This is a genomic window from Paenibacillus sp. FSL K6-1122 (assembly GCF_037977015.1).
Classification (GTDB): domain Bacteria; phylum Bacillota; class Bacilli; order Paenibacillales; family Paenibacillaceae; genus Paenibacillus; species Paenibacillus amylolyticus.
The window spans coordinates 5,242,204-5,264,375 of the sequence record NZ_CP150272.1 but is presented as its reverse complement, the minus strand read 5'-3'; the positions used below and the strand labels follow the sequence as shown (position 1 = coordinate 5,264,375).

20 protein-coding genes are annotated in these 22,172 nt (G+C 46.5%); 15 read left to right on the top strand and 5 right to left on the bottom strand.

The genetic code is table 11. The features are described from left to right. The first annotated feature begins 35 nt into the window (after nt 1-35). Together NSQ20_RS23575 and NSQ20_RS23570 are read left to right on the top strand one after the other, a co-directional pair. On the top strand, nt 36-623 hold the full coding sequence (locus NSQ20_RS23575) for an ankyrin repeat domain-containing protein (protein WP_340030997.1): 588 nt from the start codon (nt 36-38) through the stop codon (nt 621-623). 50 nt (nt 624-673) lie between these two features. Then, nucleotides 674-2,017 (top strand): uracil/xanthine transporter, encoded by a 1,344-nt coding sequence (locus tag NSQ20_RS23570; RefSeq protein WP_340030996.1) that lies wholly within the window; start codon nt 674-676, stop codon nt 2,015-2,017. 75 nt (nt 2,018-2,092) lie between these two features. Here NSQ20_RS23570 and NSQ20_RS23565 read toward each other — a convergent pair whose 3' ends face one another. After that, nucleotides 2,093-2,470 (bottom strand): PilZ domain-containing protein, encoded by a 378-nt coding sequence (locus NSQ20_RS23565; RefSeq protein ID WP_036617371.1) that lies wholly within the window; start codon nt 2,468-2,470, stop codon nt 2,093-2,095. Between the two features lie 188 nt (nt 2,471-2,658). Here NSQ20_RS23565 and NSQ20_RS23560 point away from each other — a divergent pair, with 188 nt between their 5' ends. The 8 genes from NSQ20_RS23560 to NSQ20_RS23525 all read left to right on the top strand — a co-directional run bounded on the left by NSQ20_RS23560 (nt 2,659) and on the right by NSQ20_RS23525 (nt 7,138). Next, nucleotides 2,659-3,126, top strand: coding sequence for a DUF6386 family protein (locus NSQ20_RS23560; RefSeq protein ID WP_340030995.1), 468 nt, complete (start codon nt 2,659-2,661; stop codon nt 3,124-3,126). 28 nt (nt 3,127-3,154) lie between these two features. Then, a complete protein-coding gene (locus tag NSQ20_RS23555) occupies nt 3,155-3,835 on the top strand; it encodes a hypothetical protein (protein WP_340030994.1) in 681 nt (226 codons plus the stop codon). A gap of 27 nt (nt 3,836-3,862) precedes the next feature. Next, nucleotides 3,863-4,510 (top strand): SMI1/KNR4 family protein, encoded by a 648-nt coding sequence (locus NSQ20_RS23550; protein WP_076252796.1) that lies wholly within the window; start codon nt 3,863-3,865, stop codon nt 4,508-4,510. A gap of 14 nt (nt 4,511-4,524) precedes the next feature. After that, nucleotides 4,525-4,851, top strand: coding sequence for a hypothetical protein (locus NSQ20_RS23545; RefSeq protein WP_340030993.1), 327 nt, complete (start codon nt 4,525-4,527; stop codon nt 4,849-4,851). Between the two features lie 33 nt (nt 4,852-4,884). Then, complete coding sequence (locus NSQ20_RS23540) at nt 4,885-5,112, top strand: hypothetical protein (RefSeq protein WP_340030992.1); 228 nt, start codon at nt 4,885-4,887, stop codon at nt 5,110-5,112. Then, nucleotides 5,099-5,284: a hypothetical protein gene (locus tag NSQ20_RS23535; protein WP_340030991.1), complete on the top strand. Its 186-nt coding sequence runs from the start codon at nt 5,099-5,101 to the stop codon at nt 5,282-5,284. Before NSQ20_RS23540 ends, NSQ20_RS23535 begins: the two co-directional genes overlap by 14 nt. Nucleotides 5,285-5,457: 173 nt before the next feature. Next, nucleotides 5,458-6,006 carry a sigma-70 family RNA polymerase sigma factor gene (locus tag NSQ20_RS23530; protein ID WP_340030989.1) on the top strand — a complete coding sequence of 183 codons (549 nt, stop codon included), beginning with the start codon at nt 5,458-5,460 and terminating at the stop codon, nt 6,004-6,006. Then, nucleotides 5,996-7,138 (top strand): DUF4179 domain-containing protein, encoded by a 1,143-nt coding sequence (locus NSQ20_RS23525; RefSeq protein WP_339186267.1) that lies wholly within the window; start codon nt 5,996-5,998, stop codon nt 7,136-7,138. The genes NSQ20_RS23530 and NSQ20_RS23525 overlap by 11 nt, the downstream gene beginning before the upstream one ends. A 123-nt stretch (nt 7,139-7,261) precedes the next feature. Here the strand turns inward: NSQ20_RS23525 and NSQ20_RS23520 are convergent, their stop codons facing one another. Next, on the bottom strand, nt 7,262-9,247 hold the full coding sequence (locus NSQ20_RS23520) for a beta-galactosidase (RefSeq protein ID WP_340030988.1): 1,986 nt from the start codon (nt 9,245-9,247) through the stop codon (nt 7,262-7,264). A 114-nt stretch (nt 9,248-9,361) separates the two neighbouring features. Here NSQ20_RS23520 and NSQ20_RS23515 point away from each other — a divergent pair, with 114 nt between their 5' ends. From NSQ20_RS23515 to NSQ20_RS23500, 4 genes are all read left to right on the top strand, one after another. Further along, the gene (locus NSQ20_RS23515; RefSeq protein ID WP_340030987.1) at nt 9,362-10,204 is read left to right on the top strand and encodes an AraC family transcriptional regulator; all 843 of its coding nucleotides are present in this window, start codon (nt 9,362-9,364) and stop codon (nt 10,202-10,204) included. 305 nt (nt 10,205-10,509) lie between these two features. Then, complete coding sequence (locus NSQ20_RS23510; protein WP_245838180.1) at nt 10,510-11,538, top strand: pectate lyase; 1,029 nt, start codon at nt 10,510-10,512, stop codon at nt 11,536-11,538. A gap of 303 nt (nt 11,539-11,841) precedes the next feature. Next, nucleotides 11,842-13,320 (top strand): methyl-accepting chemotaxis protein, encoded by a 1,479-nt coding sequence (locus tag NSQ20_RS23505; RefSeq protein WP_076328198.1) that lies wholly within the window; start codon nt 11,842-11,844, stop codon nt 13,318-13,320. Between the two features lie 196 nt (nt 13,321-13,516). Next, the gene (locus tag NSQ20_RS23500; RefSeq protein WP_235193740.1) at nt 13,517-14,725 is read left to right on the top strand and encodes a GNAT family N-acetyltransferase; all 1,209 of its coding nucleotides are present in this window, start codon (nt 13,517-13,519) and stop codon (nt 14,723-14,725) included. A 124-nt stretch (nt 14,726-14,849) separates the two neighbouring features. On the opposite strand, the gene NSQ20_RS23495 is transcribed toward NSQ20_RS23500, so the two are convergent. Further along, a complete protein-coding gene (locus tag NSQ20_RS23495) occupies nt 14,850-15,215 on the bottom strand; it encodes a VOC family protein (RefSeq protein WP_036668661.1) in 366 nt (121 codons plus the stop codon). A gap of 164 nt (nt 15,216-15,379) precedes the next feature. After that, nucleotides 15,380-17,032, bottom strand: a complete 1,653-nt coding sequence (locus tag NSQ20_RS23490) for an alkaline phosphatase (RefSeq protein WP_036668659.1) — start codon at nt 17,030-17,032, stop codon at nt 15,380-15,382. A 654-nt stretch (nt 17,033-17,686) separates the two neighbouring features. On the opposite strand from NSQ20_RS23490, the gene NSQ20_RS23485 reads away from it, so the two are divergent. Continuing rightward, on the top strand, nt 17,687-19,930 hold the full coding sequence (locus NSQ20_RS23485) for a carboxylesterase family protein (protein WP_036668657.1): 2,244 nt from the start codon (nt 17,687-17,689) through the stop codon (nt 19,928-19,930). A gap of 485 nt (nt 19,931-20,415) precedes the next feature. On the opposite strand, the gene NSQ20_RS23480 is transcribed toward NSQ20_RS23485, so the two are convergent. Beyond that, nucleotides 20,416-22,002, bottom strand: a complete 1,587-nt coding sequence (locus NSQ20_RS23480) for a stalk domain-containing protein (protein ID WP_036668653.1) — start codon at nt 22,000-22,002, stop codon at nt 20,416-20,418. Between the last annotated feature and the right edge of the window lie 170 nt (nt 22,003-22,172).

The window sequence follows — 22,172 nt, the reverse complement described above, 5'->3', positions numbered from 1 at the left end:
CATGAGAAAGACCTTGAATTGGAGGATAAAACAACGTGGTTAGAACAATACATGATGCTGCTCAAGCGGGCCATACCGATGAGGTCATTCGATTTATCACACAACAGGGTAACCGGTTGAACGAACGGGATATATTGGGGCGGACACCTCTGATGGCTGCGGTGCACGGTAACAAGATAGACACGGCAAGGATGTTAGTGGACGCCGGAGCGGACATTAATCTTCGGGATGCACGATTGGACAACCTGCTGTTATACGCGAGTGCTGAGGGTATGTATGACATGGTCGAATTGGCGATTACAGCAGGTGCAGATACGAGGTTAACGAATCGTTTTGGCGGCACAGCTCTTATCCCAGCAGCGGATCGGGGCCATGTGGACATTGTGGAGCTTCTGCTGACACGCAGTGATGTGGATGTGAACCATATCAACAACCTGGGGTGGACAGCCTTGCTGGAAGCGGTCATTTTGGGAGATGGTGGGCCGCGTCACCAGCAGATTGTTGCCTTGCTTTTGCAATATGGTGCAGATCCAAAGATCGCGGATCGGGACGGGATTACACCGCTTGCACATGCGAGCCGTCATCGGTATGCCGAGATGGAACGACTATTAACCCAAGTCTGAAGAGACTTATACATTTATGATACAGAACAGTGAAAGGATATTCCGAACGAATGAACAGACATCAAGAGCATTTTACACAAAAGAATATGAAGGACGTATCTTCACTGATTTTGGCAGGTATACAGTGGTTTTTCTTCCTGTTTACCAATACCGTTGTTGTTCCGCTATCCATTGGACATAATTTTCATCTGTCTCCGGATGCCATCGCTGCCTCCATGCAGCACGCATTTATCCTTACCGGAGCAGTGTGTATTCTTCAAGCCGTATTTGGTCATCGATATGCGATTATGGATGGTCCGTCAGGATTATGGTGGGGATTGACGCTAAGTTTGACGGTATCTGCTTCATCGGCCGGTATGAGTCTGGAGCGTATTGGCGGTGGGCTGGCTGCAGGTTTTCTGTTAGCGGGATTAACGATGGTGATTCTGGGTTGGCTGGGAGCAGCGCAAGTACTGCAAAAGCTGTTCACACCTATGGTGAAGAGTGCCATGTTGTTCTTAATGACGATTCAATTAACCATGAATTTTTTCAAAGGTATGATTGGATATACGGAGTTTGGTCGATTCGATCTGCCTGTTGCCGCATTGTCCGTTGTCATTGCATTTTTGGTGGCATGGATTCAATTAAAGGGCAGGGGGAAGCTGGGGAACTACGCGATCCTGATTGGGATTGTGGCAGGCTGGATCGCTTATAGTCTATTGTTTCCTGGACAACATAGCGGACAGCCGAATCAGGCCCCGGCAGGTCTCGAACTGTTTCCGTGGGGAGCACCCAGATGGGAACCGGGTATTGTCATTACTGCATTTTTCGTGGGACTGGTGAACATGACGAATTCGATCACCACATTAAGCACAGTTGAGAAACTATACCGGACAGAAACAACAAGCCGTCAGTATAGGCATTCCTATGCGCTAACGGGTCTGTTCACGATGTTGTCAGCCTGTGTAGGTGTGCTGCCCTTTGGTTTATTTGCATCATCGATCGGATTCCTGGAGAGTACTCGCATTCTGCGTCGTGCTGCCTTGATTATTGGAGCGGGGATGTTATGTGTGATCGGTCTTACACCTTCAGTGACAGCATTTTTTGCACAAATACCACCAAGCGTCGGCAGTGCGGTTTTGTTCGTGGCTTATCTTCAGATGTTCGGCACGGCACTTAGAACGCTTGAAGGTACGACGTTTAATTCTAAAACGATCTATCGTGTAGCGCTGCCGGTCCTCACGGGAGTTGCGGTCATGAATATTCCTGCGGAGGCCTTTCAAACTTTGCCCATGTACCTCATTCCGATCATAAGTAATGGTCTCGTCATAGGGGTATTGGTCTCACTGGTTCTTGAAAAAACCGTGAACTGGTCCAAAATGGAACAACCAGCGACAGTTAGTAAAGCGGCATAAAGAGTTTCATCTTGCGACAGTCCAATTTGATTGGGCTGTTTTTTTGTTTTTGTTACAGGTTTTAAGGCTATTTAACTATTTCACAATGATTTTGCCTTGTCCTGCAAGCATTCGCATCTCTCTAGAGAGACGGTCCTGGTTCCCATCCTGCATTTCGAGTTGAACCCCATAGTGCCATGAGGTATTTTTTTCTTGACCCCAGCGGAGAGTGCCTTCCATATATAGAGGGTCTTCAAAAAGCAGCATATTCATTCCAATCCGAATATCGTTATTCTCTACAGGAAGGGATAGCGGAAATGACAGCTGACAGCCGGATCGACTGATGTCACAGAGTTCAGCCTGAATGGGCTTGGCTGGTGCGTTAACCCCGTTGATGCTGAGAATATAGATCTCAAAGTGGATCGGTTCCTTCAATGTGTATCGAAAGGGTTCTTTTCTATTGTTAATTGACATGGCTTGGCTTCCTCCATCAGGTTCAAAAAAAGTCAGTTATGCTTATATCGACCATTTGGAGCGAGAAATGAAGAGTTGCGCAAGCAGAGATGGTCCGTGGGTTCCTTTTACACGTGTATCAGGCTTGATATAATGATGGAATATATTTCTGAGGTCAGACTTGGATCAGACAGAAGGGACGGGTGAATATGAGAGGAACATTTCAAATGGTTACAGATACGGCAACATTGTGCCTGTATGATCTGGCAGCGTTAAAACATCGGCTTGAGGATACTTCGGACTGGTGGTCCATTCCAGTGGATGAGCTGGCTGAGGTGAATGCAGGTCATTGTCTGTTCTTGAATCTGGGTGCGGATGGAGTGTATGAGGTGGAATGGAGCCTGGAGGATGTGGAGGAGGATTCAGATCCAGATCACGCAGCGGAACGGGAAAAGGTGTATCATCTGCAAGTTCCGTCTGGGCACGTCTATCTGGGAGCGGCGGATGATGTCACTGGCGGTGAATTGGAGCCGGATGAGGCGTGTGAAGGGGTTCTGTTTCAGTTAAAACCCGGAAATTATGCGTGTATCGTCTCCAGAGAAGCCAGTCGGATCACCATTGTCATGACACCAAGTATTCAGGGAAATAACACGCTGGATGAATTAATCCGGATATAGTGTACATATACGAACAGGAGGGATTGATATGCAGGATTGGAACGAGACAACGATGATGAATGCAGATGCCCTGCGTAAACGAATGAGAATACTCGCTGCTTTGGATATCATTTTTTCGGAGGAAGAATGGCTACGCGTTCATCATTATGAAGATAAACTTCAGCCAGGTCTGGCATGGGGAAACATCAATAACGGCGCAGGTGATCATCTGCATGTCTTGTTTACGAACTCAGGCACGTTGATCAAGGGATTCGATCATGAGTCACCCTTGAGCCCACATGCTCGTGAGGACGGAGAAATCTATCCGGGCATGTACGATGAAGTACCAGAGGCCTTGATGGCTGTACTGCGAGATCAGGAGGAAACATTGGATCTGGAGGATGTGACCTTTTGCCTATGGCAGGAAGGGAACGACTTGCCATGGAAGGTTGGTAACTGGATTCAGCTGGCGATGGCCGAGGAAGACAAAGTGGACGCCAGAGGTGGCGCAGAATTTTTGCTGGGATATTTGGAAAAAAACTCGGAAGATTACGTTGATTGGGCAAAAGGGTACTACGACCTGCAGAATCTGCCGTTGGAAGCCGTAGCTGAAGTATATGAAGGAAAACCGGTGACCGCCAGACTGATTAAGCAGTTGTGTCCTGAGCGAGATGTGGCAGCCACACTGGGTGAGTTGCAGCAACGCGGGTACGCCGTGGAACAAACGTAATGGAGTAGCAAAGGAGGGAAGTAGGCCATGTACAATGTACAACTGGAACGTATGCGTGAAAAGTTGATCACTCTCCGAAGTCTGGACCCGGATCTGGAGCTGTTTGGCGTAGAAAACCATGAATATGAAATGGCACCTGTGTGGACGCAGGAGGATATTACGCAATTTGAACAGAAATGGCGAATTGAGTTACCGGAGGAGTATAAGGTATGGCTTCTTCATATGGGAACGGGTGGTGCAGGACCTTATTATGGTCTGGAAAACCCGAATGATGGCGTATACGCTGTGCTTGGTTATGATGATGAGCTGAATGCGATCTCGGACCCTTTCCAATTCACGGAAGCATGGAACTGGAACTATGACTGGTTCGATGATAGCAAGGAAGAAGAGGAATGGGAAGTGCTGGAACATGAATATTTTGATCCAAAATGGTCGGCAGGCATGCTGCGCATCAGTGATTTTGGTTGTGGCATCTCCATGAATCTGGTTGTTAAGGGGGCCTCCTACGGAGAGATCTGGGTTGATGACCGGGCTAACCGCAATGGAATCTATCCTGACCAGTATTGGGGCAATACGAATCGATTACATTTTCTGGACTGGTATGAGTTGTGGTTGGATCGTTCAATCCATCAAATGCATGAACAAAAGCAACAATCTGGAGCGAACGAAGTCTGAAGGAGGTTGTACATATGGGCTGGGAATATGGGATTAGAACAACGGAGCCTGCGATTTTACCTGAAGTTGTGAAGCGTTTGGCAAGTTCATTAAAATTTACCGAAGTGTATAGTTTGGAACACCAAGCCAACGGCTTTGTATTGAAACGTGAAGATCCTTCCTGGCCTAGAGCCCTTGAAGTGTGGATAGAAAAAGCTTCCGGGTTAGAAGAGATTGTGGATGGGGATTCGTATATCTACTGTTTGTTTCATATCTGGGGTGAAGAGGCGCGGAGTTGGATGCATCAGATGGAGCGAGAAACCAGGCAGGTTGATGGTGGTTTAATCTGGTTTGAACTCTGATTGGTAAGAGATTGCCTGAAACAGGAGGAGCATATGGCTAAAAAATCAAAGAGAACAATTCCTGCGCTCATATATCAGTATCAAGGTCCACAGCGGAATGTGGGTTTTGTTTTATCCCCTTTATACATAGAAGAATCGGTTGAAGTAGAGATGGAAGACATGCTGTTCATATATAATGAAGACTTTGACTATATTCGTCCTGCATTGGATCGCGCATTTCCCTTAATTGACGCGAACTGGAGAAGAGATGAAGGTACTTGATCCCTGCTGGGAGAATCCGATTACGAAGGAAGTGTGGGTGGGGATTTTATCAGAGCTGGATCAACAGGTGGTTGCAGAGCCAGAATTACGGAATTTTTTGAATCAGTTCACAGCTTGGGTGAGAAATCATCTGCAATTGGCCGACGGGATCGAAGTCACCGGCAATTTGTAAGTTAGTTGATCTTGGATTGTTCATGCGTGTACGTAATTCAGTATATCGGCAGACGAAGTGCTATGTAATCAAGCTCCCTCATGATGATGGCGGAGCTTTTTTTGATGAATAAAAACCGTTTGCTTCACTCACCCGTCTTATACCACAGAAAGAGAGAGAAGGAGGGATGCGGGGTGGAAACAAAAGCAGAGATGAACCAGAGGATCTATGTACAGACCGAAGACGAGACGGCATTTGTGCAATCTATTATGGAACATCAAGATACGCTCATTTCCATTGCCTACAGTTATCTGCGTAACCAGCAAGATGCGCTGGAAGCGGTACAGGAGATGACGTGCCGAGCTTGGATCAAACGTCGTACGCTGAACAATGAGAAGGCGTTCAAGTCTTGGATCATTCGGATTCTGATCTATGTCTGCATCGATGAACAGAGGCGCCGCAAGCGGGCAACACCTCTGGCGAAGGAGGATATGGAGGACAGTATTCCGGCATCATGGATGATTAGCGTTGACGATAATCGAATCGCTATGGAATCTCTTTTGCAAAAGGTGAAACCGAAATATCGCCATGTATTATTGCTGAAATATTATAACGACATGACACTGACGGATATTGCCTCGATCCTCGGCAAACCAGAAGGGACGATCAAGACCTGGCAGCACAAGGGACTCCAGCAGTTGCGCAAGTTGATGAAGAACAGGAGGGATTGGCATGACCACTAACCCGGAGGAAAAAGCAATTCTTGCAGATGCATATCAGGTGAAAAGAGAGAAACAGCAATGGAATCCGGCGGACACGACTGCTGCAATTCAACGTGGTCTCGCAAAGGGCAGAACAAGACGATCAGGTAGGATCGTTCGTGTCAAATGGATTACGGCAGTGCTGGTCACGGTCCTTGCTGCAGGTTGGTTTCTTACGGGCCCGCTTGGAAACTATGGGCAACAACCGGCAACATATACTGAGCCTGTCACCCATTGGGGTGTACTAGAGCCCTTTCGTGGCCTGCTAACTTCGGATATGGATAGTGCCACGATTACTTCAACGCTAAATCATGATTATGTGCAACTCGTGGATCGGACGGTTACATCGGGCATATATCAGTTTACCGTGAATGCGGTTCTGGCAGATGAGAACAGGATAACGGTATTGTATACCGCCAGAACGGATGCTTCGCAAGAGATTTATTCGATAGTCAATACCAAGATGACGGATGCAAGAACAGGTTATGTCCTTGATAACGGAAATATAGGAGGTATGCATTTTTCGAAGGATAAGCATACCATTTATGGCCGGAATACAATTGAGCGTAATCGAAATAAACCGCTCCCTGAGCAAGTGAATCTTCAGTTCCAGCTTTCTTCCGTTGTTCCAGATGTGGTGGGAAATTCAGAAAAAGGGGAAAAGGAACGGAAATATAAATATTCCAAAAAAATGAATCTTTCTTTTGCACTGGATCCCAAATTCTCTATCCCCAAAACGGAAATCATCAACGTTAATCGGACCTTTACCGTTGGAGGCTATGAGGTCTTATTGTCGGAGGTGGAGATGTCTCCGCTAGTAACGCGGGTCAAATTTGTCCATGCACCTGATCAAGAGATGGACTACAAAACGAAGTTGTCGCTCAACGAGATCGTTTGGCCTATCGAAATCATTTCGATCTCCAGGAATGGGAAGCAGACCAAGTTATCCATGGTAGGCGGGAGCGGAACGGAAGACGGAATGATGTATTCTTTCAGCAGCAATCTGCTGGACAATCCGGAGTCAATGATATTAATACTTCGTGGCAAACCAGATAAGGTCTACGATGATTTACAAGAAGCCAAGAAGGATGAACTGAAAATCAAAATCAAATAAGATGAACTAACTGGAATAACTCTTATTCGAATTGGTAGACGTTAGTGAAGTAAGTGAAGGGATGTCCCGCAAGGTCGTAAGCCTTGTGAGACATCCCTTCTTAAATATGACAAGCTGCTGATCTTATACAGTTAGAATATCTACTCCCAGAGCTGGAAGGGTCAACTTCTGATTCAATCTCTCGCTAGTCAACAAGCTATGATAAGGAACGTCCAACGTAATCTCTCGTTGCTCATTCGTCAAATTGATCAGGAACAGGAAGTTCTGCTCCCCCTTCGTTCGAATCGAAAGCTCGACACCTTCCGGAAGCTGGATCTCGGGCGTCAACCCTTTTTCCTTCAATATGTCTTCAAACAACTGATAGAAATACGATGGCTCCGGCCAAGTGCCGACATAATACACTTCACCTTCACCAAGCTTATTGACAGTAATCGCCGGTACACCCTCGTAAAAGTCGTTGTCATACCAAGCGATCGGCTCTGCACCTCGCAGTTCCAGTAGATCACACCATTGCTTCGTAGCAAATGTCTTGCCTTCCGCGTTCCGTATCCGATGCTCACTGTTGCCGATGGCATCATATTCACTTACGACAACACCCGCCGCTTCACCCAGTAGCCCCGGCAGAGGCAGCATCTCACATACATTCCTCATGTTCTTCACGCCAGTCCGATTGGTAAGGACAACCGTACCACCCTTGGCTGCGAATCGCTCCAGCCGCTGTGCTACTTCTTCACTTAACAGGAAGAGGGAAGGGACAATGACCAGCTTGTACCCATCGAGCTCCTCAGTCCAGTTGATAACGTCTGTACCGACGCCCATTTTCAGAAATGCATTATGCATAGAGGACAAGTTGTCTAAGTAGTGCATTCCCCCTTCCGCCTGCGGCTGAAGGGAAAGCGCTGTGTGCTGATCATGCGAATGCAGAATCGCAACCTGGGTAACAATGGTTGAGTCGGCCAAGAGTTCTCCTAACTGGTTCACCTCGCGAGTAAGCTCCGCGAACTCCCTGAACCTGCGTCCAGGAACATTGCTGTGGTCGATCAGCCCATGCCAGAACTGTTCCGCTCCGACGGTAGCACTCCGCCAGCGGAAATGGACAACCATATCCGCACCGCGAGCGATTGTCTGCCAGGAGCGAGCTCGGATCAGTCCAGGATAGGGCGTGCGCTGAATCGGCATCCAGGCGCCCTGTGCCCCGCTGAGTTGTTCCATTACCCAGAAATTCCGGCGTTTGATGCCGCGAACCAAGTCCAGCGTAAGCGCTCCGTTCCTCGGAAACCGATCGCCATAATCGCGATACAGCTCATTCGGATAATAATCAACAGAGACGAAGTCCAATTCGTTGTGCATATCATAATAGTCCAAGCTATTCGGATATTGCCACATGTTATGCGTCGCAAATTGGCCTGGACAGTTACGGCGTAAAATCTCAAGCTGCCATCCCAGCAGATAGCCTACGCTGTCAGAACAAAATCGCTTGTACTCCAGAAGATAGGAAGGATTCATCGGTTTGCTGGCACCGAGTGGCGTTGTTACCTCAGCCCAGCTGCTGTACTCACCACTCCAGACGACCGTACCCCACTCCCGGTTCAACTCCTCCAGATTGGAATAACGCTTTTGCAGCCAAGCGACAAACGAACGATTACATGTATCACAATGGCATTCCTGGTAGTGCATCTCGTTATCGATTTGCCAGCCAATAACGGCGGGATGCTTACCGTAGCGCTGTGATATCGCTTCCACAAATTTGGAGCCCAGCATTCTCAAGGAAGGGCTGTTGTTGCAACGATGTCCACGCACACCTGGCCGAATGATGTGGCGTTGTTCATCCATGGGCAGCACATCCGGATAACGGGTTGTCATCCAGTTTGGCGGGGTATTGGTGGGGGTGCATAACACAATTTCCATACCACGTGAAGCGAATACTTCTATGGCCGCATCCAGCCATTCAAACTGATAATTACCCTCAGTCGGTTCCATTCGGCTCCAGGCGAACTCCGCCATTCGCACAACTGCAACCCCTGTCTGTTGCATAAGTATGGCATCTTTCTCCCATAACTCCGGGGTCCATTGCTCTGGATAATAATCAATTCCGATCTTAATTGTCATCCTGTGATCTCCTTTATTTATCAATATATTGCGATTATATGTTATATTAATTCGAGTGAATATCTTAAATAATTAATATGATATAACAATATTAAGATCAGGAGAGTTAGTCGTATGCCTCATCCCAATCGTAATTTTCCGGTGTTATCTGCCCGAGACAAGTTGCTCCCTTTTTATTTACTTGGCATCGGCCTGCATCATGAACAGGAGCATATCCGCCGAGACCAAGGCATTGAGGATTATCAGTGGATACAATGCCGCAGCGGTGTGGGTAAGTTCAAGCTCAGTGAAACGGAACATATTGTCAAGCCAGGTATGGGCATGCTGTTATTCCCTGGACAGAAGCACGAATACTATGCGCTATCCGGCAGTTGGGAAGTCGACTGGATCATTTTCGATGGCAACGGGACAGCAAGCTTGTTTGAAACCGTTGGCATTGTCCACACATGCGTATACACGCTTGCACAGCCTGAATACCTTCTATCCCGAATGCGGGAGCTGCTACAAGCTGCCTTAACACCACAAGAGCAGACATTAAGCAATTACGCCTGCTCCGCTGTCCTCTATACCTTATTGACAGAGATTATTCAACGCGTATCTGTTGAGGGCAGCGATACCGTCGGACAGCAGTATGAGCGAATAAAGCCGGTTCTGGACTATATTGAACAACATTATGCTGAAGAGATTACTTTGCCAACGCTTGCCGGATTGATCTGTGTCACACCAGAATATTTCTGTCATTTGTTTAAGAAAACGACAGGTATTCGTCCCATCAGCTATGTTAATCAGGTAAGAGTCAACAAGAGCAAGGAACTGCTGCTCGATAATGTGCAACGCGGGATGGAGGATATCGCTCGTCAAGTCGGTTTCGAATCGACCAGCTATTATGGAGCCATCTTCAAGAAGCTGGAACGAATCACACCTGGCGCCTTCCGCCGCAGCTATCAGAAGTCGTGACATATTATTATCCGCAAGCAAATGGTTTTTCGTCAGAGGCTTTAGGAACTGATCCAAGGGTGGATCAGTTCCAAGTTGGATCACATAGTACTCGTTAATAGAGCCGCTAATTAGCGGCTCTATTTTGTGTGAACGAATGGCCTGGTTTTATGTTTTTTCACTATATCTGATCTGCTGTTGCATAAAAATGATAATTGTTGTCTTTTTGCAATTTTTGTATTGTCACAGCCAAAGTTACACGATATAATCGAGTTGTCTTTGAGGATAATATTATAAAGGATGGTGAAATTTTGAAGAAATTTTCGATGCTTTTACTCGCTGTAACTCTATTGTTGTTAACTGTCTCCACAGCCCCGTCTACATATGGTGCGGCCAGTTATCCGAACACAGGTACGAACGGGTTGACTGGTTTTGCAGGCAGTGCCAAGAATGAAAATGGTGTATCCAAGTCAGCTACGACAGGTGGCAAGAACGGTCAGGTGGTTTATGTTAGTAATCTCAATGACTTGAGAACACATATGGCGGGCTCTACAGCCAAGATTGTCGTTGTTGAACAGAATATTTCTTCCTCTACGCTGCAAAAGGTTGAATTTGGAGCGAACAAGACACTTGTAGGTTCCTTTGGCAAACATACATTAACGAATATTCATTTCAGATCCACAAGCAGTTCAAGCAATGTGATTTTTCAGAATCTGACTTTTGAACACGCTTCCAATATTAATGCCAATGATGATATCCAGATGTATATCACTTCAGGCTCCAATTACTGGATTGATCATGTGACGTTTGCTGGTCACAGCTACAGCTCTGGCGGTAATGATCTGGACAAACTTCTGTATATTGGCGATCGCGCCGACTATATTACGATTAGCAATTCCAAATTTGCGAACCATAAGTATGGCGTCATCCTCGGTCATCCGAATGATGGTAACAGCAGTTACAATGGAGTACCTCATGTGACGATGTCCAACAATTATTTTGAAAATTTATATGTACGTGGTCCTGGACTTTTAAGATATGGTTACTTCCATCTCAAAAACAACTATGCAAACAACTTTAATCAGGCCATCACAATTGGTGAAAAAGCACGAATTTATTCCGAAAACAACTACTTTGGTGCCGGCGCTGAAAAGGGAGGCATCCTGGATGACAAAGGAAAAGGTGAGTTTACGGATACGGGCAGTACACCAGCGCTTAATAGTCCGACTTCTCCTAAAACGAACTGGAGACCAAGCTCCAATTACAGTTATCAGGTAGAAAGTGCCAGCTACGCGCGTGAGTTCGTCACCAAGTATGCAGGCTCCTCCAATACAACACTTGTATTTGGAAAGTAAGAGCTGTTGCACATCCTTTCACGACCCAAAAGGCCTGTCTTGTGCGCCATAACGCATGAGACAGACCTTTTTTTGTTTGTAAAATGATATGCTTACATATCATTTTACATTTCATATTCATTTTAAATGTTGAATACCGATATACATAAAGTAGCGCTGGTTTCATACTTATGAAGTTAATATGTACTATGCTAAGGCGCTGCGTATTTGCGATTTGCACATAAGCAGGACCAAAGACTACTAGATGTAGTACAGAAAGGCCCTACAACTTACATTTAACCTACATAAAAGGACGGGGTATGCATGGATCGTATGGACGAAATTATTTGGAAAAGGAACAAATTAATCGGTATCATTTTGTGGATTATTATTGCCATTGGTATGGGGCTGGCCTTTACGATGCCGAAGTTACTTGTGTCCAATGGAGTAGCTCTGATCTTTGTAGTTTGGATTACATACGCTAATGCGAAAAAGAAACATATTCATCTCATTCCATGGCTGATTACTGTATTACTTACAATATGTGGAGTCTATGTCGGTTGGGGAACGGTCAATTTTGCGTTAAGTTTGGTCATAACCGCAGTTCTACTGTTATTTCCTAACAAGAAATTTTTTGTGGTTGGATTTTCGGTATTACTAGTCAACAGTGTTCTTCAATTATTTGTTATGAATACCGTTGACTCTGTTGAGCTAATAGGTAATATCGTAAATGTGGGACTATTCGCTCTCACGGGGGCCATTCTGATGCTGGTCTCCCAGCTGAATCAAAGGCTCTTCCATGAAAGTGAAGTACGCCAGAATGAGGTGGAGCATTCTAAGCAAAGAGTGGAAACCATGCTGGAGCGTGTGAAGGAATCGGTCGAAGGTCTATCACGTTATACAGATCAATTGAAGCAAAAAGTAAATGCGACTGGTTCTATCACCAATGAGGTGACGCTTGGGTTCAGTGAGGTTGCAAAAGGTGTTGAGTTCCAGGCGACCAGTGTGGCCGAGATCTCGGAATCCTTATCTGTATCGGATCAGCATATCAAGGACGTTGCTTCGTATTCGCAGCAGATGAAAGAGTTGTCCGCAAGTATGGCAACGAGCACGCAAACTGGAAGCACACAGATGGACCAGCTAAACATCCAGATGCAAGATCTATATGAAACGATCAATACAACTGCAAATGACATGCGAAAGTTCAACGAGGAAAGTGAATCCATGACGCTTATGCTGAACAGCATAGCGGATATTGCGAGTCAGACCAACCTGCTCGCGCTTAATGCAGCCATTGAAGCCGCTCGTGCGGGTGAGCATGGACGTGGGTTTGCTGTTGTATCAGAGGAAGTTCGCAAGTTGGCAGAGAACTCAGGTCAGTCCGCAAGTGATATCGGAACCATCCTGTCTCGATTAAAAGGACAGACGCAGGCACTGACAGATCGATTCGAACGTATTCGTCTATCTTTACAACAAGGAAGAGATAGCGTCCATACAGCAGAGGAAGTATTCCGTACGATCAACAGCAACTCTCAGCATGTGTTGAATCAAGCGACAGATATCGAGACTAGTTCGGCTACAATGAAGGAATCTTCCACCAGAGTTGTGAATGAAGTTTCCGAAATTTCGAGTGTAACGGAGCAATCCAGTGCAGCGACAGAAGAGATTCTGGCGAGCATGGAAGAACAACGTAACCTGACACAGAAGATGGTAGAGAGCTTTGGAGAATTGGAGCAACTGATTGTAGACCTGAATGAGTTAGTCTCGGATCATCAGGCTTCTTCCGTTGAGAATAAACTTTAATATTAATAGTTGAGGGCCTGTCGGTACGTATTTAGCGTACTATACGGGCTTTTTTCATCTGGAATACAGCTTGATGCCGACATTTTTTTCCTATACAGTGATGTGTAGAGTATGAAGAGCGTAGAACTGAAACTGTAAATGGTAGTTAAAAGAAGATGTAACCTCATGGGGGAGTAGAAGGTTGAAGGATAAAGGAATGAAAGATAGATTGGACTGTGATGACAGTACATATGAGGTTAGGAATGATAATAGGGCTGCACGCGTACGTTTTTATGATCAGCAATCGTTCAATGACATGGACTGGCCCGATACGGAGGATGGCAGATATGCCAGAGTCTATCTGGAACCTATGATGCTAGACGGGACCCAAAGCTTTATGTCCAACGTGGAAACGACATTGTTGCTCGCCCGAATTGATGATCTCGTTATTCCGCTGACGGTGAATGATACAGAGTATGATAATGCTTACGTTTGTTCGCCATATACGCATTATGTGAGTTACGCCAAGCAAGAATTGACCATGTTGCAGAAGCCTGTGTTGGAAAAAGGTCTTTCTGTGCTGCTCAGTCTAATAGGTTGGGGAATGAAGCAATCGCAAATCAACAAAGTTGTGCATGTGAACAACTGGTTGTTGTCCACCAATCTGTATCCAGCCATGTCCGGTGAACAAGCAGAATGTTTGCTTACAGCGGTACAAGAGCGATACCCTGAACATGTCATTGTGTTTCGCTCTTTATGCCCTGGACTTCATCCCGATCTGACGGTGAGGCTAACGGAAGTGGGGTGTCGACTAATTCCGAGCCGACAAATCTACCTGTACCATGCGCATGATCCGAATTTTGGCAACTCGAAGTCACGTTGGCTGTTGAAGCGGGATTACGAATTATTGGGCAAGCATGGATACGAATTCGTTTCCGAATTAGATATGACGGATGCAGATATTCCGCGAATTGTGGAATTGTACAAGCTGTTATACCTTGAAAAGTACTCCTATCACAATCCGCAATTCACTGAGCGGTTCATTGCTGCTGCGATGGTATCAGGAACACTCAGACTCTATGGACTGCGGAAGGAAGGGTGCCTGGACGCGGTGATGGGTTATTTCTGCCGAAATGGAATCATGACAACGCCGCTGTTTGGTTACGACACAGCGGTGCCCCAATCCGTCGGACTATACCGCATGTTATCAGCTTGTCTGATCGGACAGGCTCGCGAAAACGGGCATCTGTTACATGAGAGCGCCGGGGCTGCGCAGTTCAAACGCAATCGCGGTGCTGTGGCGGATTTTGAATATTCCGCTGTGTATGAGCGCCACCTTTCGTGGGGCAGACGCTGGTGCTGGCTGCTGCTTGATCGGTTGTTGAATCGCGTAGGTGTGCCGCTGATGCGCCGCATGAAGCTGTAGACAGACATAAAGCTTACCGATACCACACCATTTTGGGGTATTGTGTGCATGTATGCAGTTTTAGCTTCACACATGCACACACAACTGGTCATCGTGATAAGCACATTTGTGCGCAGTTGCCTAATTAGACATGCTCTGAGAGTTGCACCTCGAAGCCATCTGGATCTGTAATGTAAATAAACCGCAGATGCGGATTGGGCTGGATGGGGCCACGCACAATCGGAATATTCAGTTCTGCCAGTCGTTCCATGGCTTCATCCAGCGAGTTCACCTCATAGCCGATCGACACGCCGGCCTCTGGTTTAAGAATGGATTCACTGCCCTCAATCAGTTCCAGCTTGGCTTCATTTTCCATGCCCAGCATGGCAATCTGTCGTCCACGGCTTTCGAATCTGCGCTGAATGGGAAGTCCGAGCATGTTGTGGTAGAACCCGAGCGAAGCTTCCAAATTACTGACCCTCAGCGTGATCCAGTTTAATTTGATCAACATGGGTGAATCTCTCCTTTTTCTTGCATGATATGTATTTTTGTTACGTTCATTATACGATAGGCGCTAGCAGGAACCTACTCCTTAATAATAAACAGTAAAATAGCTGCCGAAATATTCGGCAGCCAAATGGTGTAATCTCCTGTAGTCCTAGTATTTCTAACGAATTATTGAATCAGATCAACGGCCGTTTGTGGTACAAATGCCTCTACACCGTTATAAACAATGACACCCTCCAAAGTTGTCTTTTTGCCGTTCACCAGTGCAATATTTTTGTAGATTTGCAGTTCCAGTTTGGTGTTACCTTTTGAAACGAGGATCTTCGGATTTTTGGCGTCCGTCAGGTCCAGTTTGTATGTCGCGCCTTTGGCTGTAAATGCCTGTTTGGCAGGTACAAACAATTGTTTGCTCACGCTGTCAAGATCCAGATCCAGTACTCGTGCCATATATTTGGCGACATCCGTGTTATCAATCACACCGAATGGACGGTCATTGTTCGGAGCATACGTGTACAGCACAACATCTCCACCTGTATGACCACCGGTTGTCCAGCCAATCCCTGCACGTTTGCTGATCATTGGACCGATTGCATAGTTAAGACTGCCTGGCTCGGCCGCTTTAATGGTGGCAATCTCTTCGGAAGTCAGGTCGGTAATGCCATAGTATTGTTTCATCACTGCTTTGATGTTTGTACGCTTGGCATTCAGCTTCGCTTCAACGCCCTCGCCTGTCAGTTTGGCCTTTTTCAAAGGTCCGATAAATGTGGACAACGGCTCTTTATCGTATGTGCCGCTAGTTGCGTTGTTACCAATGGTGAGTCCACCATTACCGTGGTCCGTAACAGCCACAACGGCAGTCTCTCCATCCGCTTTGGCAAAATCCATGGCTACCTTTACGGCATCATCAAAAGCCAGCACGTCACTGATAATACCAATCGGATCATTGGCATGAGCTGCCCAGTCGACTTTACTGCCTTCGACCATCAGGAAAAAGCCATCTTTATCTTTGGACAGAACTTCAATGGCTTTGGATGTCATCTCGGCAAGGCTTGGCTGTTTTGCAGGATCACGGTCCATATTATAAGCCATGCCCGCTGGCGCGAACATACCCCATAGCTTGTTCGAATCGGATGCTTTCATTGCAGCTGGTGTAGTGACGTAATCGTAACCCAGTGCCTTGATAGACGAAACCAGATTCTCGCCGTCTTTACGTCCGGCTGGCTCAAGGTATTTGCTGCCTCCACCCAACACAACGTCCATACCATTGTAGACTTGTTGTTTGCTGAGTGCATCGTAGTTTTTACGGTCCGGATAGTGAGAGGAGAAGTCCGCTGGTGTGGCGTGCATAATCTCGGATGTAGCGATAATGCCGGTTGCTTTACCCGCCAGTTTGGAAGCTTCCAGTACAGAAGCGATCGGTTTTCTTTCGTCTCCAGGCGCAATAGCCTTTTGCCCAGGCATGGTAGCCTTGTCCGGCAGTACACCAACAAATCCGGTATGAGATTTATAACCTGTAGCAAAAGCAGTTCCGGCAGGGGCCGAGTCCGCAATCGGCGCATCGGCGGAGTGTGTCCGAACCATGCCACTTGCCATGGAGTCCAGCGTCAGGGACGAGCCCTTATACCAACGAGCCAGAGCGGTAGCATCGTTAGCCATACCGTCAGGAATCAGAATAATCACATTTTTAATCGGTGATGCAGATGTCGTTGAGGTGGTATCTTCCACAGCCCACGCTGCACTGCTTCCTCCGAGTGTAGCCGTAACAATTGTTGTCACCGCGAGCATCATTTTGGCTGCACGGACATTAAACCGGTTTAACATGAATGCATCCTCCTAGAATATATGTATATTGGTATCCCAAACCAAGTGTATACAACAATTGCTAAACTAACGTATGAAATGGGTTAACTATATGTAAAATTTACGATTAGTGAAGGATGCTGGAATTCCGGTGAACTGGACAAAGTGAGGAGTCGACGAATTAAGAGACAGTTCAAAGATCATATAGTGACGATTAAAAAAAGATATTGCGAACGCTTACATTATGTGCTAACATCACCATAACAACAGGATTGTAACCGTGTTCAGGGCAATACCTGTGTCAGTTCATTCGTTGGTTGTTTGTTCATCAAACGATTGATTGCGTTTACATTTTCATATGGAATGAACCTCATTCCTCAGGGTTGTTACTGATTGCAGGCAAAACCTGAATTGAGGGCAGTAGACCACGCTAAAGCGATGTCTGTTTGCCTTCGGTTCAGGTTTTTTTATATAAAAAAATGCCTGATGGCATGACCGTAAGCGCCGTAGCAGATATTTCAAGCAGAAAGGAGCGCAGCAGATTTAATTTTTCATAAAAATAGATATAGACTCATCCAGACATTGGAATACTGATTCTTAGATACGCATTTCAACTGAACATTTCCAATGAACTTATCCCATCACACACTATTCGACAGCGAGGAGATTTATGACATGAAAACCATTAAACGTTCGATTGCCGTAGCAACCATTCTGGGGTTATGTGTATCCGCTCTACCAGCTTATGCAGCAGGCAATAAAGGACCTTCTTCTTCTGCAGCGATGGACAAGCTGATCCAATCCGAGCTTATTCGCGGCAGCGGTCAAGGTGTTAATGCAGCTTATCTGAACAAAAAGGCAACACGCATTCAGGCCGCAGTACTTTACTTGCGTTTGTCCGGATTGGAGAAAGAAGCACTCGCTTATCAGGGATCGGAAACGTACGACGATGCGGCTCAGGCAGGCAAAGTATTGCAACCGGTCGTTGGTTACTTGAAGCAGCATCCGTATGTGTCTGAGATCGTAACAGGAACAGATAAGTTTGAACCTAATGCACCACTTACAGCGGAAGGGTATGCCGAAATGCTTCTGAAGGTGCTTGGATATGAAGCAGGTACGGATTATGAGCAGGGAGCGGCTTCCACCTATGCGGCTGGGAAAGGAATCATGGCGCTTCAAGGGAAGGGAGCGAGTCAACTTACCAACCGCCTGATGGCAGAGGCAACCGCACAGGCTTTGCAGATACAGCTCAAGAATGGCAGTGGAACCTTGGAGCAGAGTTGGTTGAAACATAAAGAAGCTGGGGCGTTCAAACCTCAAACGGTGCAACAGACCAAGTATGGCGCGATTGATGGCAAAACCTATGAGCAATATGGCACACTCGGCTGGCTCGGTGTTCCTTACGCGGCACCTCCGGTAGGGGAACTGCGCTGGAAAGCCCCGCAAGAACCAGAAGCATGGACAGGAACCAGATCGGCTAAGGAATTTGCAGCGAACAGCTTGCAGATCTCCGGCAAGACTACAGCAGGAAGCGAGGATTCGCTGTATCTCAATATCTGGCGTCCCGACACAACCAGTTCGAAACTTCCGGTTATGGTGTTCCTGCACGGCGGCGGGAATATGACCGGATCAGGCAAAGATTTTCAGGGTGAACAGCTTGCACGGAGCACCAACAGCATCATCATCTCAGTGAATTACCGTTTGGGAGCCCTTGGATTCTTCGAGAATGCAGCACTGAAAACAGGCAATGCCCTGGATGACTCAGGTAACTATGGTCTGCTTGACGCATTCCGTGCATTGGAGTGGGTGCAGGATAATATCGAAGGCTTTGGCGGAGATACAGGCAATGTTACATTAGCCGGACAATCTGCTGGTGCACGTGATGTGCTGGCAACTCTGATCTCTCCACTTAGCAAAGGATTGTATCAAAAAGCAGTTGCTTTCAGCGGAGGATTGACGACAGCATCACCGGAAGAAGGCGAGCAAAAATCCGAGGATGTGCTTGTGAAGCTACTCGTGCAAGAGGGGAAAGCGGCTAATGCAGAAGAAGCAAAAGCATGGATTGGCAAGCAATCTCAGGCACAGCTGGAGAGCTATCTGCGTGCACTGCCTGCGGACAAGTTGGTCACTGCGTTTGGCGCAACGGCAATCCGTATGGACCCATTCCCGCATCTGTTCCGGGATGGCACAGTGATTCCAAAAGAAGGATTTGACGCCATCAATAATGGAAATTATAAGAAAGTTCCTGTATTGCTCGGCAGCCTGGAAACAGAGTTCTCCGGATTTGCCTTCGGTGATCCAAACTTCTCTCCATCCATCACGGATGAGACTCTGTTTACCGATAAAACCAAGGCGGAGCAATATGCTGCTGCGTTGAAATACGGTAGCGAAGCTTATGCAGGCTTTAATGCAGAGCGTGTAGCGGAGCAATTGACCAGTGAAGCAGGTCAGCCACCGGTATATGCGTATCGTTTTGCATGGGGCACACAACCTGGGGTCATCTCTGAGCGTTTGCTCACGTTACTGGGCGCACCACATGGTGCCGATATGGACTTCTATACAGGACACGCAGACGGAATTGCTGCCTATTTCCCTGATGGGTACTTTAGCGATACAAACAAACCAGGACGTGATCAGTTGTCCGCCGCGATGGCAGCATATCTGAAGCAGTTCCTGTACACAGGCAATCCAGGCACGGGTGGATCACCTGATCTAGCGGCATGGACACCTTGGACGAAAGATGCTCAAGCCCCAATCATGCGTCTGGATGCTAGCAATACAACGGCAGAGATTGGCATGTCCACACAATATAATCAAGGCAAAGACGCCGTTATGGCAAAGATGAAAAAAGAATTGCCTGAAGAAACGTATAAACTGTTGACGGAAAAAGTGTTCGCAGGGCGTTTCTTCTGGGAATAAGGATCACCGGATAGGAAGGTATATATAGATAAATTGAAGCCAAGGGAGCATGCTGTCTTGGCTTTTTATACTGTTCGTTATGCTTAATTATGGTATTGTTGTAAATAAAATTAATAGAATGTCGGAAAGGGGAAACGTAAAGTTATGATTAGCTCTATAGGTATTGCAGGTATTATAACGCTATTAATTTTCTTTATTATGATTGGTCTTGTATTATATCTGGTTTTCTATCTTGTAATGAAGAGGTCTGGCGTCAAAGAGGAAGTATCCGCATTAAGGATGGAAGTACGAGTGTTGCAAGAGGAAGTCGAGCGGAACAGGCGGGAATTGGAAAATATGAAGCGTCGATAACCTTTGCAGCATTATATGTGGATACGTGGAATAGCGCGTACAATAGTATGAGAGGACAGGGGCTCTACGCCCCCACCTACTCAATACAACGTGACACCGCTCATTTCAGACTTTACATACCAAGGGTGCTCGAACTATTTCTTGGCAAAAAAACTAAGCGTTCCGGTGCTTTCATCTGCACTCACAAACAGGCTACGTCCGTTAACACGATGAATTCCCTCTGGTGATTCTCCGGCTGTAGGAATCAGACCCAGGTAGTCCGGATTGACCGGATCAGCAAGATCAAAGAACAAAATGGCATCTGCCCTTTCGGAAGCTACGGCTGCATACGTAGTGCCGTCTACAGTAGCAACGGTCAGGTTCTCCACTTCACTTCCCTTGTTGGGACTGCGATCATCCGGATACAAGCCGACCATAGCGGTTGCCTCGTCAATGAGATTCTGACTATCGTACATCCGCTGGCCTTGCAAATTCCAGACAGCAATATTACGTCCGCCTGCTTTTACACCATCCTCAAATTCATTCTTGCCCAAATCCCCTTCGTTAGCTGTCAGCAGGTATTTGCCATCTGCCGAGAAAGCAATTCCATCCGGTTCATAACGAGCGGTCAACGTCTCTTTAAACTGAACGATACCATCATCTTTCAGATCTGCTTGATGTGAAGTGGTACCCAGAGCGAAGATTGAGCTGATTTTTTTTGTCTCCAGATCTACGATGGCAACGACATTGTTTTCCTGTAGCGTGATGGCTGCTGTTTTACTATCTGGACTAATAGCAACATACTCTGGTTGTGGATCATGCGGATAGATGGCGCCTTCTACATTGTCCAGAGATACCGGCAAGTTGGTGATCTCACCCTCCAATACGTTCCCGCCAGCAAAAGATACAACCATAATGCTACCCGGACGTTTGGTGTTGGCATAGTCAATTTCATCGGCAGCTTTATTCAGCTCTTCATCCTCTATGGCGATCACCGCATGCAGACCGTCAGGTGACAGTGCAATCGAGTCAGGACCAATGCCCAGTTCATACGTTTTGACGGTTTTGTAGGTTGTCAGATCCACAATGGCAAGCAACCCTTCGTTTGCTTCACTGTCTGTATCCCCTGTACGAATAACAGCAAGACCGTATTTGCCATCTTTGGACACGGTTACGCTTGTGACTTCAGCTTTGGCGGAGAGGTCCTGGAAGCTGACTGTCTTTAATAGGTTGATGTTTTTCAAGTCAGCAATGTCCAGTACGGAAATGCTGCCATTGTCTGCTTCGGTTACGAGCAGGCGTTGTCCATCTGGCGTAGAGGCTGATATTTCTGCTTTTCCACCAGGCATCTGAAACGTTGCGGTCTGTTCAAAACCGGTTTTATTTTGTTTCAGGATCAGTTGATCCGTAATTAATTTTAGCGTTTGGGAAGATACATACGTTGTACCTTTGGTGATGTAGCTTTTACTGTCCAGAGGAGTTTTCACACCGTTGATGGTGACTGATGACGTTCCTATAGGAAGTTGTACTTTAGTATCTGCGATCTGGATATCAACACTGCGACTGCTTCCGTTCCATGTGACCGTACCCTGCATATTTTGGATGGCTGTGCGCAGTACGACATGATCATTGGTGGTTTTAGTTGCGTCAGCGGCATGAATCATTGATGTGTAGCTGGTTGCTCCTGCGGTAAGAATGGCAGTCATCGACAGAACGGCGAGCCATTGATTTCTCTTTTTCAATGTTCCAGATCCCCTTTATCGTTTCGTGTGTAATGAGTTGTACAATTGTTTTAGTATAGGGAGCTTATGTTAAGGAGAGGTAAGAGAAGTCTGCGATTTGTGTAAAAGGTTAGATAAGAGATATTTTTCCAAATTGGATATGTAAGTTAGCGTATAAAATGATGTTGCCA